Annotated in this window: 15 protein-coding genes; 6 read left to right on the top strand and 9 right to left on the bottom strand. The window is 72.4% G+C overall.

The features are described 5' to 3' along the window. The first annotated feature begins 132 nt into the window (after nt 1–132). Both ACICHK_RS05090 and ACICHK_RS05085 read left to right on the top strand, forming a co-directional pair. Nucleotides 133–2,520 (top strand): ATP-binding cassette domain-containing protein, encoded by a 2,388-nt coding sequence (locus tag ACICHK_RS05090; RefSeq protein ID WP_406835898.1) that lies wholly within the window; start codon nt 133–135, stop codon nt 2,518–2,520. Nucleotides 2,521–2,846: 326 nt separating this feature from the next. Continuing rightward, nucleotides 2,847–3,179, top strand: a complete 333-nt coding sequence (locus tag ACICHK_RS05085; protein WP_151467257.1) for a carboxymuconolactone decarboxylase — start codon at nt 2,847–2,849, stop codon at nt 3,177–3,179. Between the two features lie 17 nt (nt 3,180–3,196). On the opposite strand, the gene ACICHK_RS05080 is transcribed toward ACICHK_RS05085, so the two are convergent. The 7 genes from ACICHK_RS05080 to ACICHK_RS05050 all read right to left on the bottom strand — a co-directional run bounded on the left by ACICHK_RS05080 (nt 3,197) and on the right by ACICHK_RS05050 (nt 11,147). After that, nucleotides 3,197–3,655: a potassium channel family protein gene (locus ACICHK_RS05080; RefSeq protein WP_406835897.1), complete on the bottom strand. Its 459-nt coding sequence runs from the start codon at nt 3,653–3,655 to the stop codon at nt 3,197–3,199. 74 nt (nt 3,656–3,729) lie between these two features. Further along, entirely contained in the window at nt 3,730–4,800 is a 1,071-nt protein-coding gene (locus tag ACICHK_RS05075; protein ID WP_406835896.1) for a hypothetical protein, read from the bottom strand. Between the two features lie 326 nt (nt 4,801–5,126). Continuing rightward, nucleotides 5,127–5,540: a hypothetical protein gene (locus tag ACICHK_RS05070; RefSeq protein WP_406835895.1), complete on the bottom strand. Its 414-nt coding sequence runs from the start codon at nt 5,538–5,540 to the stop codon at nt 5,127–5,129. After that, nucleotides 5,537–5,911 (bottom strand): hypothetical protein, encoded by a 375-nt coding sequence (locus tag ACICHK_RS05065; protein WP_406835894.1) that lies wholly within the window; start codon nt 5,909–5,911, stop codon nt 5,537–5,539. The genes ACICHK_RS05070 and ACICHK_RS05065 overlap by 4 nt, the downstream gene beginning before the upstream one ends. Nucleotides 5,912–6,042: 131 nt before the next feature. Further along, nucleotides 6,043–9,369, bottom strand: coding sequence for an ATP-binding protein (locus ACICHK_RS05060; RefSeq protein ID WP_406835893.1), 3,327 nt, complete (start codon nt 9,367–9,369; stop codon nt 6,043–6,045). A gap of 112 nt (nt 9,370–9,481) precedes the next feature. Beyond that, nucleotides 9,482–10,657, bottom strand: coding sequence for an epoxide hydrolase family protein (locus ACICHK_RS05055; RefSeq protein WP_406835892.1), 1,176 nt, complete (start codon nt 10,655–10,657; stop codon nt 9,482–9,484). Between the two features lie 112 nt (nt 10,658–10,769). Beyond that, the gene (locus ACICHK_RS05050; protein WP_151467262.1) at nt 10,770–11,147 is read right to left on the bottom strand and encodes a helix-turn-helix domain-containing protein; all 378 of its coding nucleotides are present in this window, start codon (nt 11,145–11,147) and stop codon (nt 10,770–10,772) included. A gap of 107 nt (nt 11,148–11,254) precedes the next feature. Here ACICHK_RS05050 and ACICHK_RS05045 point away from each other — a divergent pair, with 107 nt between their 5' ends. Beyond that, nucleotides 11,255–11,620, top strand: coding sequence for a DoxX family protein (locus tag ACICHK_RS05045; RefSeq protein WP_406835891.1), 366 nt, complete (start codon nt 11,255–11,257; stop codon nt 11,618–11,620). Nucleotides 11,621–11,707: 87 nt separating this feature from the next. Here the strand turns inward: ACICHK_RS05045 and ACICHK_RS05040 are convergent, their stop codons facing one another. Continuing rightward, on the bottom strand, nt 11,708–12,880 hold the full coding sequence (locus ACICHK_RS05040) for an amidase domain-containing protein (RefSeq protein ID WP_151467264.1): 1,173 nt from the start codon (nt 12,878–12,880) through the stop codon (nt 11,708–11,710). A 361-nt stretch (nt 12,881–13,241) separates the two neighbouring features. On the opposite strand from ACICHK_RS05040, the gene ACICHK_RS05035 reads away from it, so the two are divergent. From ACICHK_RS05035 to ACICHK_RS05025, 3 genes are all read left to right on the top strand, one after another. Further along, nucleotides 13,242–14,198: a GlxA family transcriptional regulator gene (locus ACICHK_RS05035; RefSeq protein WP_151467265.1), complete on the top strand. Its 957-nt coding sequence runs from the start codon at nt 13,242–13,244 to the stop codon at nt 14,196–14,198. 119 nt (nt 14,199–14,317) lie between these two features. After that, nucleotides 14,318–15,316: a type I glyceraldehyde-3-phosphate dehydrogenase gene (gap, locus tag ACICHK_RS05030; protein WP_406835890.1), complete on the top strand. Its 999-nt coding sequence runs from the start codon at nt 14,318–14,320 to the stop codon at nt 15,314–15,316. Nucleotides 15,317–15,437: 121 nt separating this feature from the next. Further along, nucleotides 15,438–15,755 carry an antibiotic biosynthesis monooxygenase family protein gene (locus tag ACICHK_RS05025; protein WP_384796641.1) on the top strand — a complete coding sequence of 106 codons (318 nt, stop codon included), beginning with the start codon at nt 15,438–15,440 and terminating at the stop codon, nt 15,753–15,755. Between the two features lie 132 nt (nt 15,756–15,887). Here ACICHK_RS05025 and ACICHK_RS05020 read toward each other — a convergent pair whose 3' ends face one another. Continuing rightward, nucleotides 15,888–16,625, bottom strand: a complete 738-nt coding sequence (locus tag ACICHK_RS05020; protein WP_406841163.1) for a hypothetical protein — start codon at nt 16,623–16,625, stop codon at nt 15,888–15,890. Between the last annotated feature and the right edge of the window lie 46 nt (nt 16,626–16,671).

Raw genomic sequence — 16,671 nt, 5'->3', positions numbered from 1 at the left:
AAGCGCCCGGGGCCGTGTCTCGCCTAGCGTGGCGCGAAGCGGACCCCGCGTGCCGAGCGCAGCTGGTTGGATCGGGGCAGGCGATGCCGGCGGGGACCATGAGGACGGCCCCGCCCGACAGATGGAGACACGATGAGCAAGGACACGAGGACGGACCCGGGCCCGTTCGCGCCGCACGGCGCCGACAGCCACGATCTGATCCGCGTGCTCGGCGCGCGCGAGAACAACCTCAAGGACGTCAGCATCGAGATCCCGAAGCGCCGGCTGACGGTGTTCACCGGTGTGTCCGGTTCCGGCAAGAGCTCGCTGGTGTTCGACACGATCGCCGCCGAGTCGCAGCGGCTGATCAACGAGACCTACAGCAGCTTCGTGCAGGGGTTCATGCCCACGCTCGCGCGGCCCGAGGTCGACGTCCTCGAAGGACTGACCACCGCGATCATCGTCGACCAGCAGCGGATGGGCGCCGACCCCCGCTCCACGGTCGGCACCGCCACCGACGCCAACGCGATGCTGCGCATCCTGTTCAGCCGGCTCGGCGAGCCGCACATCGGCCCGCCCAGCGCGTACGCCTTCAACGTCCCCTCGGTCAGCGCGAGCGGCGCCATCACCGTGGAGCGCGGTGCCAAGACGGCGGTGAAGGCGACCTTCAACCGCACCGGCGGCATGTGCGTGCGCTGCGAGGGCCGGGGCACGGTCTCGGACATCGACCTCACCCAGCTCTACGACGACTCCAAGTCGCTGAACGAGGGCGCGATCACCATCCCCGGCTACGGCTCGGACGGCTGGAACATGCGGCTCTACAAGGAGTCGGGCTTCGTCGACCCGGACAAGCCGATCCGCAGGTACACGAAGAAGGAGCTCCACGACTTCCTCCACCACGAGCCGACCCGCATGAAGATCGCGGGCATCAACATGACGTACGAAGGACTGATCCCGCGGATCCAGAAGTCGATGCTCTCCAAGGACAAGGAGGCGATGCAGGCGCACATCCGGGCGTTCGTGGACCGGGCCGTCACCTTCGCCGCCTGCCCCGAGTGCGAGGGCACCCGGCTCGGCGAGGGCGCCCGTTCCTCGAGGATCGGGCGGATCAGCATCGCCGACGCCTGCGCCATGCAGATCAGCGACCTGGCCGAATGGGTCCGCGGTCTCGACGAGCCCTCGGTCGCGCCCCTGCTCGCCGCGCTCCGGCAGACCCTCGACTCGTTCGTGGAGATCGGCCTCGGCTACCTCGCCCTGGACCGCCCGGCGGGCACGCTGTCCGGCGGTGAGGCACAGCGCGTCAAGATGATCCGCCACCTCGGCTCCTCGCTCACCGACGTCACCTACGTCTTCGACGAGCCCACCACCGGTCTGCACCCCCATGACATCCAGCGGATGAACGACCTCCTGCTGCGGCTGCGGGACAAGGGCAACACCGTGCTCGTCGTGGAGCACAAGCCGGAGACCATCGTGATCGCCGACCACGTCGTCGACCTCGGCCCCGGAGCCGGCACGGGCGGCGGCTCGGTCTGTTTCGAGGGAACGGTCGAGGAGCTGCGCAACGGCGGCACGGTCACCGGCCGGCACTTCGACGACCGCGCCAAGGTCAAGGAGACGCCGCGCGAGCCCACCGGGACGCTGGAGATCCGCGGCGCGTCGGCGAACAACCTGCGTGACGTGGACGTCGACATCCCGCTCGGGGTGCTGGTCGTCGTCACCGGGGTCGCGGGCTCCGGCAAGAGCTCGCTGGTGCACGGGTCCATCCCGGCCGACGAGGGTGTGGTGTCGGTCGACCAGGCTCCGATCCGCGGGTCGCGGCGGAGCAATCCGGCGACGTACACCGGTCTGCTCGACCCGATCCGCAAGGCCTTCGCGAAGGCCAACGACGTGAAGCCGGCGCTGTTCAGCGCCAACTCCGAGGGTGCCTGCCCCGCCTGCAACGGCGCCGGCGTCATCTACACGGACCTGGCCATGATGGCCGGCGTCGCCACCACCTGCGAGGACTGCGAGGGCAAGCGGTTCGACGCCTCGGTCCTGGAGTACCACCTCGGCGGCCGTGACATCAGCGAGGTGCTCGCGATGTCGGTGGACGAGGCGGGGGAGTTCTTCGGCGCCGGGGAGGCGTACACGCCGGCCGCGCAGCGGATCCTCGCCCGGCTCGCCGACGTCGGACTCGGCTATCTCACCCTGGGGCAGCCGCTCACCACGCTGTCCGGCGGCGAGCGCCAGCGGCTCAAGCTCGCCACGCACATGGCCGACAAGGGCGGCGTGTACGTCCTCGACGAGCCGACCACCGGCCTCCACCTGGCCGACGTCGAGCAGTTGCTCGGACTCCTCGACCGGCTCGTCGACTCGGGCAAGTCGGTCATCGTCGTCGAGCACCACCAGGCGGTCATGGCGCACGCCGACTGGATCATCGACCTCGGGCCCGGAGCCGGCCACGACGGCGGCCGGCTCGTGTTCGAGGGCACTCCGGCCGATCTCGTCGCCGCCCGCTCCACCCTCACCGGCGAACACCTGGCGGCGTACGTCGGTGCCTGACGGGGGTCCGCGCGAACGCGGGGGACGGCTTCCGACAGCCGCCGGAAGCCGTCCCCGCGGCCGGCGGCCACGGGCTGCCGACGGCCGTGCCGATGACGGTCGGCCGGTCGCCGGACACCGAACAGCGCCTGCCCGGACCGCGGGTGGAGACCCGTGCGCCAGGAGCCGGCGGAGCCGGGACGGGCGTCGGTCCGGTCACGACGGGAGCCGCCGGCTCCGCGCGCGCCTCGCCCGGATCGCACCTACGGTTGACGCACACAGCGGCGCGCGGACAGCGGCTCCTTCCGCCCGCGGCGCCCCGTCAGCGCACCAGGAGGCCGGCCACCATGACCACAGCATCCGACACCCCTGTCCTCGACACCATCGCCGCCATGACCGTCGACTCCGTGGAGCGGTGCGAACTGCCCCCGGACCAGCTCCTCCTCACGCGCATCGCGGCGCTCGCGGCCTCGGACGCGCCTCCCATCTCCTACCTCGCGCACATCGAGCCCGCCATCCAGGCCGACCTGACCATGGATCGGGTGCAGGACGTCCTGGTGGCCATCGCCCCCATCGTGGGCACGGCCCGTGTCATGACGGCGGCCGGCAACATCGCCAGGGCGTTCGGCATGGCGATCGCGGTGGCCGAGGCGGAGATCGAGACCGAGCCCGACGCCTAGGCCCTGCCGGACAGGCCCTAGGGCGTGTCCGGCCCCGGCGGGTTCTGCTGGCTCCTGCCCTGCTGGACCGCCGACACGAGGAGCCGGGCGGCCACGCCGATCAGCAGCACGTTGACCACCATCTGCCCCGTGACCAGCAACCGGGCCGTCTCGCTGCGCGCGGTGATGTCCCCGAAGCCGACCGTGCTGAAGACCGTCACGGTGAAGTACAGGGCGTCGGTCCGCGACAGCGTCTCGCTGAAGCTGCCCGCCGCGCTGCGCTCCATCAGGTAGTAGGTCGTGGAGAACAGGAGCATGTAGAGCGGGGCGCTGGTCGCCAGCGCCTCCATGGCCCGCAGTTCGGGCCGCCGGGCCCGGGTGATCTCGCGGATCTGCCAGGACAGGAGCAGCGCCACCGCCGCGACGCCGCCGACGAGCGTGACGACGGTGGTCGGGGTGAAGGCCTTGTCGAGCGGGAGCAGGTAGTAGAGGGTCACGAGGACGGCCGAGGTCAGGAGTGATCGCAGGGTGGAGCGGATCGCCTCTCGGTGACTCCTTCTCGGACCCCTGATCACCGCTTCGCCCCGTCGCCTTCCGCCGTGACCGTGCGGCCGTGCCGTCTCGCGGGTCCAGCCTTCCCGATGCCACGGGCGGCCCGCGGCAGGCGCACCACGTGGTCACCGGGATGGCGGTGCCTTCTCCCGGGACGAACACGGCGGTGCGTCGCCCACGCCGCGCGCGGGCGACGCACCGCCGTCCGAACGGGTTCGGTCCGCGGCACGGACGCGGCGACGGCGGGAACGGGGACGGGGACGAGGACGGGGGGCGAAGGCCGGAGCGGGGACCGCGGGCACGGCGGTCGGCGTGGGTCCGGGCCGACCGCTCGGACGCTCACGGAGGGCCGGGAACCCGGGCACGTCCTCGATGCGCGTGATGCCGAGCCGCCGAGCGCGGCCCACACCGTCGCCGTGAGCAGGACGGCCGGTCCGACCGCCGGTGCGCCGCCGTCCGTCGGGGACGTCTTCGGGACCGCCGCGAACACGTGGGCCGGGATCGACGAACCGCCGAAGGAGGAGGGCAGCTCGACCGCGATCCCCGAGGTCACCGCAAGCAGCAGGAAACCCGCGACGAAGCACACCGGGGCGCGTACGGCGGCGGGGCGAGCCGCCTCACGGAGGACACCCGCGCCCAGCACCACCGCGGCCACCACGCCGAGCAGCACGGACCCCCAGAGCCATCCGCCGAGGTCATGGAGGCCGAACAGGGAGACGGCCGTCTCCGACCCGGCACCGCCCGGGCCCGAGGACGACGTGTCCGTGACGGTCAGGGTGCCGATGAAGTCGACGGAGGCTCCGGAGCCCAGGACCAGGAGGGTCGTGGCGAGATTCGGGGCGAGGAGCACTGCGGGTACCAGCGCGGGGAAGCCGCCCTCGGACACCAGGAACACCACGGCGGCGAAGCCCGCCAGCGAGAGGGGCACGGCCAGCGCCACGCCCGCCCGGCGGCCCGCACGGAGCCAGCCACCGAGCCCCGGCCGACGGGCGGCCCAGACTGACAACGATGTCCGGCACAGTGTGGGGAAGAGCACCGCGGACGCCAGCGCCAAGGTCCACCAGGCCGCGCGCAGTGGTGAGCAGGTCACCGACGGCGTGACCTCCGGAAGGTGCAGCAAGCGCGCCGGGAGCGGCACCGGCGCGTCGGAGCGTGCCGCCGAAGATCCCCGGGAGTCGCCCGGGGTGCGGCCGGCGCTAACCGTGTCACGCGGGGAGGACGGGTCGTCAAGGGCTCTCTCAAGTCACCTGAATGTGAAGACCATGTAAGCAAGACTTGATCATGAATATCAGGACGTGGCGTCGTGATCAAGACTTTTGGGGTGACTTGTTGTAGGCCGCATGAGTCGCCTGGGGCATCCTTGTCGAGCCAGGTGGCGGGGGAGCGGAGCAACGGTCTCGCCCCGCTCCGATCGCCTCATGGCCGAATGAGCGTCACCTCACGACGGTGGGCGTCCTGGATCTCGGGGGACCAGTCGCCGGTGCAGTAGACGGACACCTCGCTCATCGAGCCGTCGCGCACCTCGGCGCGGATCAGTTCACGGCAGTACCAACTGCCGTCGGCGTCCTCCCACCGCTCCTCGAACTCGACGACGAGACCGGTCCCGGTGACGTCGACGCGGTGGCGCGGAACGGTGCCGAGAGCGGGATGGCTTGCGCGGCGCAGGGCCACGAGGTCGTCGCGGCCGGCCGTCTGGAGCCGCCACCGGGGCAGGCTGAGGTCCAGGAACACGTCGTCCGTGAACAGTCCCTCAGGAGCGCTGTTCGTCCGCAGGAACTCCACGAACAGATCGGCGAGTTCCTTGGCCCGGCGGGCGTCGAGGGTGCTCATGACGCCGCCTCCGCGAGATTGCGGCCGACGGTCCGCATGGTGCGGTCCAGTTCGGCGGTGGGGCTGAACTCGACCACTTCGGTGCCGGCGAAGAGGAGGGGCAGGTGCCCCGGTGCGCCGTAGTAGGCGTCTCCCGCGTGGAAGACCTCGTCGTGGTCGGTGTAACGGAACACGATCTTTCCGGAGATCACCTGACCCCAGTGCGGGCACTGGCACCGGTCGTCGGGCAGCCCCCGGAAGAGCGGGCCCGGGTCCATGTCCGCCTTCATGGTCTCGTACGAGACGGTGTACGGGCCGACCTCGGCGTACCGGCCCTCGATCACCGGCTCGTCCACCTTGAGTTCCGCTTCCGCCTTGGCTGTGCGCGGCATGATGTCTGCCCTTCCTTCCCGGCCGTACCCGGTTTCGTACGGCGTCCTCACCCCTCAGGCGTGAGGCCGGACGGCACGATGTGAGGCGACCGCTCACCCGGCCCCGGCCCGCCGGGGCGCGGCCCCGGGGTTCACAGACGCCAGGCGGGCGGGTCCTCGGGCTCGTAGACGCACAGGGTGCCCGTGCGGACGGCGGCCCGCAGATGGCGTCCGAGTTCCGGGTGCACCGCGGCGACACGGCGTACGGCGGCGCGGACGCGGGCCGTCACGGCCGTACGGGCGCGTTCCGCGGGGGAACCGGCGCGGCGGACGCGGCCGCCGATGCCGTACGCGGCGGACAGCTGACGGACGAGCGCGTCCTTCTCCTCCGCGATCCGGCACGACCGCGCCGCGTCACCGCCCGCGTCGGCGTCCTCGGCCTCCTCCTCCAGCTCCCGCAGCCGTCGCCGGTACGCGGCGCGCGCGGTCGCGTCGATCACCTCACCCAGGTCACCGGGAGGGTGCAGGCCGTCGCCGCCCGTTCCGACGTCGCCCGCGCCGGCACCGGACGCCGCCAGATCGACCGCCGGGACCGGGGTGCCCGGGCGGCCGAGGAGCACCGCGATGTCGTGCAGGCCCTTGCTGTCGGGCAGGCGGACCTCCCGGCCCGCGTACACCAGGAGCCACAGCGGTCCTTCACGGCGGAACTGTGGTGCGGGCGGCGGAACGTCCGTCCGCCGTCCGTCCGCGGTGGGCCCCGTCGCGGCGAGGTCCGCCGGGTCCTCGGACCGCGCGTCGCCGGAGACCGGGACCGGAGGGCCGTCGCCCGGGCCGTCCTGCGCCCGGACGGTGCCGTCGCGGAACTCCGGCGGTGCCGAAACGGCTGCCCCGGGCACGCCGCCGCTCCCCGCCGTCTCTTCCGCGATGCGCTCCGCGAGCGCGACCGCTCCGGCCTCCACGGCGGCCCGCACGGCGCGGTCGCGGTGGTCGCGGGCCGCCCGGTCGTCACCCAAGGACCGGGCCAGAAGCGCCAGATGACGGTCCACCGGGCCCCGGATCGCCGCGCCGATGCCCTCCACCGCGAACAGCCCCGCGTACGGTGCCAGGGCGTCGTAGAGCGCGGGCGCCGACGGATGGGTGCCCACCGCGCCGACGGTCTCCGCGGCCTGCGCCATCATCGGCAGCCACTCGCTGTCCCGGGGAGCCCCGAGGAGCGACGGCATCACCCCGGCCAGACGACGCGACGCCTCCTCCCGCCGCCCCAGCTGCGCCGCGAGCAGCGCCAGGGTGACGCGCGGCCACACTCCCGGCATCCGCTCCAACGGCGCCCGCTCCCGCAGCCTCCGCAGGCCCTCGCGGTCACCGGAGTCCGCGTACAGGCACCAGCGCTGTGTCTCCGCGAGCAGCACGGCGTTGGGGCTGCCCGCCGCGCTCCCCAGTGCCTCCACCTCGTCGAGCGCGGCGGCGCAGTCCCGGTGACGCCCCTCCATCAGCGCCCGGGTGCCGCGCCACAGGGGCACGTACCACGCGTACAGCGGCTGTCGCAGCGGCCGGGCCGCGGTGTCGTACGCGGCCGCCTCGGCATCCGCCCCGGCGAACGAGCCGGTCTCCATGAGCGCGACCAACCGCAGCCGCCGGCCGAGCAGTTCGAGCGGGAGGTCGCGCCGGGCACGGGCCACGTCGATGATCTCCCGGGACCTGTCGAGGCGGTCGCGGCAGTGGTCGGGGCCGGACCGGGCGTCGCACAGCGCCGCCAGCGCCGGTCCGAGGGCGGCCGGGTCGCCGGCCCCACGGGCCGCGGCCACCGCCTCCTCGGCGAGGGCGACCCGGTGTTCCTCCGGTTCGAGGAACGCCGTCGCGAGGGACAGCCGGGCGGTGACGGCGGCGCGCAGCGCGGTGTGCGCCGGATCGCCCGCCAGGGCGGAACGCGCCTCGCCGAGCAGATCGGCCTGTTCGCGGTCGGCCACGTCGACCTCGAAGCCGACGGGACCCGTGCCCAGACCCAGCGCGGCCCGTGCCAGCAGATCGGGGCGGCCCGCCCGGCGCGCGAGCGAAGCGGCACGCAGCAGCGCGGTACGGGCCTTCGCCCAGTCCCCGGACCCGAGCCGTGCCGCCCCGAGCCCGAGCAGCACCTCGACGAGTTCCTCGGCGTGACCGGGCTCCTGGCCGGCCGCCCCGCCGTCCTCGACGGCTCCGGCGGTCGCGTGCGCCTCCACGGCCCTCTCGTACCAGCGGACCGCCTCCTCGAACGCCAGGAGCGCGGCGGCACGGTCGGCGGCCTCCCGGCAGTACCCGGCGGCCTCGCGCGCGTGTTCCGGACCGGAGAGGAGGAGGTGGTGGGCGACCTCGGCGGGGCCGGTGTCGCGGCCGCGCCCGGAGTGGTCGGCCAGTACGGCCGCCAACGCGCGGTGCAGCCCGGCCCGCTCACCGGGGGCCGGCCTCCCGGAGACGGCCTCGCGCAGAAGATCGTGCCGGAAGCGGCCCTCGTCCGCCCCGGCCTCCGTCAGCAGTCCGGCCCCCGCCGCCTCCCCGAGCAGCGCACGCACCTCGTCGAGGGGCACGGCCGCGGCATCGGCGAGCACGTCGAGCCGGAACCGTGTTCCCAGCAGGGCGGCGAGGTCCAGCAACCGCGCGGCCCGGGGCGACAGTTCGGCGGTACGGGCGCGCACCGCGTCCCGGACCCGGACGGAGACGGCCGTCTCCGGGATCTCGGAAGCGGGCCCGCCCCGGCCTCCGCCCGACCGGAGGAGCTCGGTCACGAAGAACGCCTCACCGCCCGTGTACCGGGCCAGGGCGCGCACGGCCGAAGGCGCGGAAGTGCCGCCCGTCGCCGCGTCGAGCAGCGCCCCCACGTCCTCGTCCCTCAGCGGTCCCACCGGCAACACGCTTCCGCGGCGCATCAGTTGGGCACGCGCCCAGGAGCGGTCCTGCCAGGCGGTGTCCTCGTCGCGGGCCGTGGCCAGCAGCAGGACCCGGGAGACGCGCACGGCGTCCGCCGTCTCCAGGAGCAGGCGCAGCGAGGAGGCGTCCGCCGCGTGGACGTCGTCGACGACCAGCAGCAGCGGCCGCCGCCGTGCCGCCGTCGCCAGGATCTCGGTGACGTCCCCCGCCAGTCTCACCCGCGCCGCTCCCGGGTCCGCCTCGGTCCGCCCGCCCGCCGCGGACCCGGCCAGCACCGCCCGCAGCGAGGGGGACGCGGCGACCAGCCGCCCGCAGCGCACGTCGTCCACGACGAGTTCGCGCAGCAGCCGTGACCAGGGCCCGAGCGCGTGTTCCACGGCGTCCGGCGGGCACCACGTCCACACCGTGCGAAAGCCCTCGGCGCGGGCGGCGGCCTCCTCCGCGACACGGGTCTTGCCCGCGCCGGCCGGTCCCGTCAGGGTGACGAGTCCGCCCCGGCCCGCGGCGGCGCGCTCCCACGCCCCCCGGAGCTCACCGAGTACGTCCTCGCGTCCCACGAACGGGAGACCCGTCACCATGGCAGTCCTCGTCGGTCCATCTCCACCGCACCCTCCCGTAGAGCCTAGGCAGGACGCACGAGGACCGCGAGGCACGGGCACGCCGGGGACGCGCGCGGTGGGCCGGGCGGGGTCAGTCCGCGGTCGCCGTGCGGTAGGGGCGGAAGAACGCGCTCAGTTCCTCCGCGTAGAGTCCGGGTTCCTCGAACGGGGCGAAATGGCCGCCGCGCGGCGGCTCGGTGAGGCGGGTGAGGTTCGTCGTGCGCTCGAGCCACGCCCTCGGTGGCCGGACCAGGTCGGCGGGGAACAGCGAGAAGCCGGAGGGCACCTCGACCCGGCGGGCCAACTGGGCGCGCGGGATCGCCCCGTTCGCGGTGTACATCCGCATCGACGACGCGATCGTCCCCGTGAGCCAGTAGAGCGTCACGTTCGTGAGGATCTCGTCCCTCGTGAAGGCCCGTTCGACGTCGCCGGCGCAGTCGCTCCACGTCCGGAGCTTCTCGACGATCCAGGCGGCGAGCGCGGCCGGTGAGTCGTTCAGCCCCACGGCGGCGGTCTGGGGTTTCGTGCGGTGCATCGCGGCGTAGGCGCCCTCGGTGGCGCCCCAGGCCGCGGCGCCCTCCAGCCACGTGCGCTCCTCGGGCGTGAGGTCGGCCGGGTCCCCGGTGAACACGGGCAGCCCCCCGTCCATGCGGTGGACGGCCACGACACGGTCGGGGTGGTCGAGCGCGAGGTAGCGGCTCACATGGCTGCCGATGTCACCGCCGGCCGCGCCGAACCGCTCGTACCCGAGGACGCCCATGAGTTCGGCCCACAGACCGGCGACGGCGATCGAGTCGAGCGGCGGTCCGGTCGGGCGGTCGGAGTATCCGTAGCCCGGCATGTCGGGCACGATCACGTCGAACGCGTCGGCGGGATCGCCCCCGTGTGCGCCCGGATCGGTCAGCAGCGGGATCACCTTCGTGTACCGCCAGAACGAGTCCGGCCAGCCGTGGCCGAGCACCAGCGGAAGGACCGGGCCCGCCGGTGCCACGGCCCGGGCGTGCACGAAGTGGATCCCGAGACCGCCGAGCCGGACGCGGAAGCGGGGAAACCGGGCCAGCTCCGCCTCCCGGGCCGGCCAGTCGAACCCGTCGGCCCAGTACGCCACGAGCTCACGCAGGTAACCGAGGTCGGTTCCCAGCGACCATCCGGCGTCCTCGGGGGCGTCCGGCCAGCGCGTCGCGCGCAGCCGTGAGCGGAGGTCGTCGAGCGCGGACGGATCGGTCCGCGCGGTGAACGGCTCGGGGCGGGGCGGGAGATCGGGCATGCGTCGCATCCTAGGGAAGCCGCGGGGCGGTTCGCGTGACGCGGCCTCACACCGTGACGCCGCGCCCCTCCGGACGGCCGCGGCGCGGTGAGACCGAGATGACGCGTCGGCGTCAGCCCGCCCGTTCCCCGTACGCGGCCCTGCTGGCCTCGATCTCCGTGATGTGCTCCATCGCCCAGCCGGCCAGCGCGAGCGCGGGCGGGATGAGGCTCTCGCCGGTGGGGGTCAGCGCGTACTCGACGCGGGGCGGGACCTCCGCGTACACCGTCCTCGACACCAGGCCGTCGCGCTCCAGGTTCCGCAGGGTCAGCGTCAGCATCCGCTGCGAGATGCCGGGGATCTGCCGCTGCAGGTCCGTGAAACGCAGCCGGCCCTGTTCGAGGGTCGTCACGATCAGCAGCGTCCACTTGTCGCAGATCCGGTCGAGGACGGCGCGGATCGTCCGTCCGCCGTCCCCGCGGATCATGCAGGTGTGCTCGTACTGCGACACGACAGCTCCCTGTGGGTAGCGCACATCCATGTGCCTTTTGTAAGCCCCTCGTCAGTAACTCATCATGGGGCCACTTACGCCTGGTAACCATTGTGCGAGGGGCCGCCATGAACGTCGCCTACTGGATCGTCGCAGCGCTGCTGGCGGCCTTCTACCTCTATGCCGGAGGCATCAAGGTCCTGCGGACCCAGGAGCAGTTGCGGCCCATGATGGGCTGGGTCGACCGCGTCCCCATGCCGGTCGTGAGGATCATCGGGACGCTGGAAGTCCTCGGCGCGGCGGGCCTGGTCCTGCCGCCGCTCACCGGGATCGCGCCCTGGCTCGCCGTCGCCGCGGCGACGGGCCTCGTCCTGATCCAGGTCGGCGGCATAGCCGTCCACGTCTCGCGCGGCGAGGCACGGATGACCGGCCTCAACATCGCCCTGCTGGCGGCGGCCGCCGCGGCCGTCTGGCTGGGAACCACCTGGCTCTGACCGTCCGGCGGACAACGGCTCCGGCACCACGCGAAGGGCGGGAGCCCGGCACGTGGTGCCGGACTCCCGCCCCGGGAACGCGACCGCTCAGGTGCGGTAGGCGTAGTACGCGGCGTTCGGGTACGACGCGATGATGCTCGCCAACGACCGGTTGTAGGTGTTGGTCGAGTGGTACGACAGGTACGGCACACCCTGCGGGCTGCGGTACGTGACGATCATCGTGTGGTCCTTGGACCCGTCCTTGTTGAAGTCCACCTGGACGACGTCACCGATGTCGGCCTGATAGACGTTCGCGAGGCTGGTGACCCGCTTCGAGGACAGGGCGAACCACGAGAACTCGTTCACACCGACGAACGAGTCCGACTGGATGTCGGCGTTGCCGAACCACTTGTGGAAGTCGTTCACGTAACCGGGAACGTGCTTCCAGCCGCCCGCCTTCAGGGACTGGCTGACGAAGTTCGTGCAGTCTCCGCCCGCGCCCTCCCCGTTGAAGTTCGGGTACGCCGGGTTGTAGTTCTTCCAGTACTTCGCGGCGTACGCGGCCATCGCCTTGTAGTCGTAGCCGGTGGCCGAGAGGTTCTTCGGCTTGGCCGGCGCAGGCCACGTGGTGGCGGAACGGGTCGCCGAGGGCGGCGTGGTGTCACCGGTCATCGGCGTGGCGACGAACGTCGTGGCCTCGACCTGGTTGACCGCGACCCCGTCGTCCGTGTCCTGGATGCCCGTGAGTTGCCAGTCGCCCTTGCGGTCGGCCTTGAAGGTCAGCGTGTGGTGCGCCTCGAAGCCGGTGGTCTTCGGCTCGGTGCCCGTCGCCTTGTCGTAGGCCAGCGTCGTCGTCTCGGTGACGTCGACCGTGGCGTTACGGCCCTTCACCCGCGTACGGTCCAGCGTCACCTTGGTGTCGCCCGAACGGTACTCCTCGCCGAGCTCCGCCAGACGGGCCTTGCGGCTCTCCAGCTTCGCCAGCGCGGACTTCTCGGCACGCGACTGGGTCGAGGACAGCCGTACGTCGCCGGAGAACCGCGACGTCTTCTGCTTCGTTCCGTCGTCGCCGACCAGGGCGTCGGTGCGGTCGGTGAAGACCGCGTCCGCCAGCCGCTGGAAGGTCGCCTTCGTGGCCGCGTCCACCGTGGGGTCGGCGTTGACGCTCGCCGCGCCCGCGGACCAGTTGGGCAGCAGGGCCGCGCCGGCGACGACCGAGGCCGCCGCCGCGGTGACTATGGCTGTGCGTTGCCGCTTACGGCTCAGTTTCCTTGATTTCAATGGGGATCCCCTCTACACCGGTATTGAATACCGGAGCCGCATCCTCGCACGGCGTGTGTGGCTCCTGTGAAGGGGGTTGCCGAAGCGGTACCGAGGCACGGAGACGGAAAGCCGCAGCTCCGCGCTCGAAAGGGCAATCCCGGCAGCCGGCCGTCCTGTCGGCGACCGGCGGCCCGGCCGAAGGGCGTCCGGACCGTGACGACGGAGCTTACGCCGATTTCAGTGCCGGAGCGTCACATACGCGTGTGAGCCGGAGTGCTGGAGGGGAAGGCGCTCTGCCGGACAGCTCTGCCGGACGACTCCGGCGGGCCGCTCCTGCGGGCGACCCGGCGGGGCGGCCCGCCCGCGTACCCTCTTCACCGTGCCACCATCCCCCCTGCGCCGCGTCGCCGTTCTCGTGCTCGAGGGTGCCAAACCGCTCGATGTCGGTATTGCCGCGCAGGTGTTCACAACTCGGGCGAGCATGCCGTACGAGGTGCGGGTGTGCGGTGCGGAACCCGGTCTCGTGACCGGCGGCGACGGCCTGTCCTACCACGTCGCCCACGGCCTCGGGCAACTCGCCTGGGCCGACCTCGTCTTCGTCCCCGGCTACCGCTTCCCGGACCGTGAGGACCCCCCGCCCGCCGTCGTCGACGCGCTGATCGAGGCCCATGCCCGGGGCGCGAGGCTCGCGGCCATCTCGACGGGCGCGTTCGCGCTCGCCGCCACGGGACTGCTCGACGGCAGACGTGCCACGACGCACTGGCACTACACACGTGCGCTCGCGGCGAAGCACCCGCTCGTCAACGTCGACGAGAACGTCCTGTTCGTCGACGAGGGGAGCGTGCTCACGTCGGCCGGCGCCGCCTCCGGCATCGACCTGTGCCTCCACATCCTGCGCGGTGATCTCGGCGTGGCCGCGTCGAACCACGCGGCCCGCCGTCTGGTCGCGGCTCCGTACCGCAGCGGCGGCCAGGCGCAGTACGTGCCGCGCAGCGTGCCCGAACCGCTGGGCGAACGGTTCGCCGCCACCCGCGAATGGGCACTGCACCGGCTCGGCGAACCCCTCTCCCTGGAAATGCTCGCCCAGCACGCGGCCGTGTCGCCGCGCACCTTCTCGCGGCGCTTCGCGGAGGACACGGGATACACGCCGATGCAATGGGTCATGCGGGCCCGCATCGACATGGCCCGCGAACTCCTGGAGCGCTCGCAATGGAGCGTCGAGCAGATCGCCGCGGGCGTCGGCCTCGGCACCGGTGCCAATCTGCGGCTGCACTTCCACCGGATCCTCGGCACCTCCCCGAGCGAGTACCGGCGCACCTTCACCCAGGGTGAGTGAGCGGTCGCGGACGGCCCGCTCCCGCGGCTGGCGCGATCCTTGCGGACCATGGCGATCTCGCCGCTGTCACCGCCCGGCACGGCGCGCGAGTCTTGAAGGGAGCCGAAGGGACATCACTCATGACTCGTATCGCCATCAATGGATTTGGCCGCATCGGACGCAACGTTCTGCGGGCCCTGCTCGAACGCGACACGGACCTGGAAGTCGTCGCGGTGAACGATCTGACCGAGCCCGCCGCCCTCGCGCGGCTGCTCGCCTACGACTCGACGTCCGGCCGGCTCGGCCGACCGGTGACCGTCGACGGGGACACCCTCGTCGTGGACGGCAGGCGCATCAAGGTGCTGGCCGAGCGCGACCCGGCGCAGCTGCCCTGGGCCGAACTCTCCGTCGACGTCGTGCTGGAGGCCACCGGCCGCTTCACCTCGGCCAAGGCCGCGGGAGCGCACCTCGACGCCGGTGCGCGCAAGGTGCTCGTCAGCGCCCCTGCCGATGGCGCCGACGTGACGCTGGCGTTCGGCGTCAACACCGACGCCTACGACCCGGCCCTGCACACGATCGTCTCGAACGCGTCCTGCACGACCAACGCGCTCGCCCCGCTGGCCGCGGTGCTCGACGATCTCGCGGGCATCGAGCACGGCTTCATGACGACGGTGCACGCCTATACCCAGGAACAGAACCTCCAGGACGGCCCGCACCGCGACCCGCGCCGGGCCCGTGCCGCCGGCGTCAACATCGTGCCGACCACGACCGGCGCCGCGAAGGCGATCGGCCTGGTGCTGCCCAACCTCGACGGCAAGCTGTCGGGCGACTCGATCCGGGTGCCGATTCCGGTGGGTTCGATCGTCGAGCTCAACACCACCGTGGCCCGTGACGTGACGCGCGACGAGGTCCTCGCCGCCTACCGCGCGGCCGCCGAGGGCCCGCTCGCCGGTGTCCTCGAATACTCGGAGGACGCGCTCGTCTCGTCCGACATCACGGGCAACCCGGCCTCGTCGATCTTCGACTCGGCCCTCACCCGTGTCGACGGCCGCCACATCAAGGTGGTCGCCTGGTACGACAACGAGTGGGGCTTCTCCAACCGTGTCATCGACACGCTGCAGCTCCTGGCCGCGGGCTGACCCCGGCCGACGGGGCACCGCCGGGCCCGGGCCGGGCGACACGGGAGCGGAAGGGCCGTCCGGCGCGGGCGTCGGGCGGCCCCTGAACCTCCCGCGGGCCGCGGTGCGGCAGGATGGACCCATGAGCGTAGTCAAGATCAACGTCCTGACCGTGCCCGCAGAACAGCGGGAAACCCTCGAGAAGCGCTTCGCCTCGCGCGCCGGCGCCGTGGAGAGCTCCGACGGCTTCGAGTGGTTCGAGCTTCTCCGCCCCGTCGAGGGCACCGACGACTATCTGGTGTACACGCGTTGGCGTGACGAAGCCTCGTTCCAGGCGTGGATGGAGGGCCCGATGAAGTCGGCCCACCAGGGCGGCGGCGACCGTCCCAAGCCCGCCGCCAGCGGGTCCTCGGTCTGGTCGTTCGAGGTCGTGCAGCAGGCGGCGCCCAAGAACGCGTGACACCCTCGCGAACGGAACGTCCGTGGGCCCCGGCTCCGGACACCGGAGGAAGCCCACCGGGAAGGGCCCGGGCCGGCACTGCCGGCCCGGGCCCTTCCCGTTTCCACGCCGGTCACCTCGGGTCGAGGCCGGCTATTTCAGGTCGAGTACGTCCGCGGTCGACGTCTTCCGCGAGGTGGTCGTGGTGCCGGGGAAGTACCAGCGCCAGCTGCCCGCCGAGGTGACGGTCACCTTGGTGGTCAGCTTTCCGGCGTCACCCGTCGTCACGGTCCTGACCGTGCCGTAGTGGGCGGCGCCCTTCTTCCTGAACTGGAGTTCCACCTTCTGCCCGGTGAACCCGTGGTACTTCAGGTCCTCCCAGTCGGCCCGCGACAGCTTGCCGGTGACGGTCGCCTTGGTGCCCCTGGTGACCTTCTCGGGTGCGATCACCGTGGTGAGCCGGGCGGCGCGCTTGACCTTGTACAGGGCGATACGGTCGGAGATCCAGTAGTCGCCGTCGTTCGCCTTGACGGTGGCGTTGACCTGCCAGACCCCCGCGGCCTTGTTGCTGTCGCTGTCGCTGTAGTCGGGGATCCAGGCCGGCGTGACGGACATCGTGGCCCTGCACACCGACGTCGTCGCCGACTTCTCGGTGCAGGAGGCGCCGGTCCATTCCACGAAGCCGCCGCCGACGGCGCTGGAGGTGTTGTACGTGCTGACGTGCGTCAGCCCCTTCACGCCCGAGCCGTCCTTGACGGTGATGTCGATCGGGTACCGGACCGTCTTCGACGTTCCCACGATGACGTTGCCGCCGTTGTTGACGACGGTCTTCACCACCCGGATGTCGCCGCGCCCCTCCGCGTGCGCTCCGGTCGCCGTCGCCAGTAACAGGGCCGCTGCCCCGCTGGCCGCCGCCCGCCGCCCGCGGGCCGTCCTG

The sequence above is a fragment of the Streptomyces sp. AHU1 genome (assembly GCF_045343905.1).
In the GTDB taxonomy this organism is placed as follows: Bacteria; Actinomycetota; Actinomycetes; order Streptomycetales; family Streptomycetaceae; genus Streptomyces; species Streptomyces triticiradicis.
Note: the sequence above shows the minus strand (reverse complement) of the source record. Positions and strands in the feature narration are given on the sequence as shown.

What these genes read in the sequence shown, in the direction of transcription:
- gap (WP_406835890.1), top strand. Translation starts at nt 14,318, where the DNA reads ATGACTCGTATCGCCATCAATGGATTTGGCCGCATCGGACGCAACGTT.
- ACICHK_RS05060 (WP_406835893.1), bottom strand. Translation starts at nt 9,369, where the DNA reads ATGGTGACGGGTCTCCCGTTCGTGGGACGCGAGGACGTACTCGGTGAG.
- ACICHK_RS05090 (WP_406835898.1), top strand. Translation starts at nt 133, where the DNA reads ATGAGCAAGGACACGAGGACGGACCCGGGCCCGTTCGCGCCGCACGGC.
- ACICHK_RS05085 (WP_151467257.1), top strand. Translation starts at nt 2,847, where the DNA reads ATGACCACAGCATCCGACACCCCTGTCCTCGACACCATCGCCGCCATG.
- ACICHK_RS05055 (WP_406835892.1), bottom strand. Translation starts at nt 10,657, where the DNA reads ATGCCCGATCTCCCGCCCCGCCCCGAGCCGTTCACCGCGCGGACCGAT.
- ACICHK_RS05065 (WP_406835894.1), bottom strand. Translation starts at nt 5,911, where the DNA reads ATGCCGCGCACAGCCAAGGCGGAAGCGGAACTCAAGGTGGACGAGCCG.
- ACICHK_RS05070 (WP_406835895.1), bottom strand. Translation starts at nt 5,540, where the DNA reads ATGAGCACCCTCGACGCCCGCCGGGCCAAGGAACTCGCCGATCTGTTC.
- ACICHK_RS05025 (WP_384796641.1), top strand. Translation starts at nt 15,438, where the DNA reads ATGAGCGTAGTCAAGATCAACGTCCTGACCGTGCCCGCAGAACAGCGG.
- ACICHK_RS05045 (WP_406835891.1), top strand. Translation starts at nt 11,255, where the DNA reads ATGAACGTCGCCTACTGGATCGTCGCAGCGCTGCTGGCGGCCTTCTAC.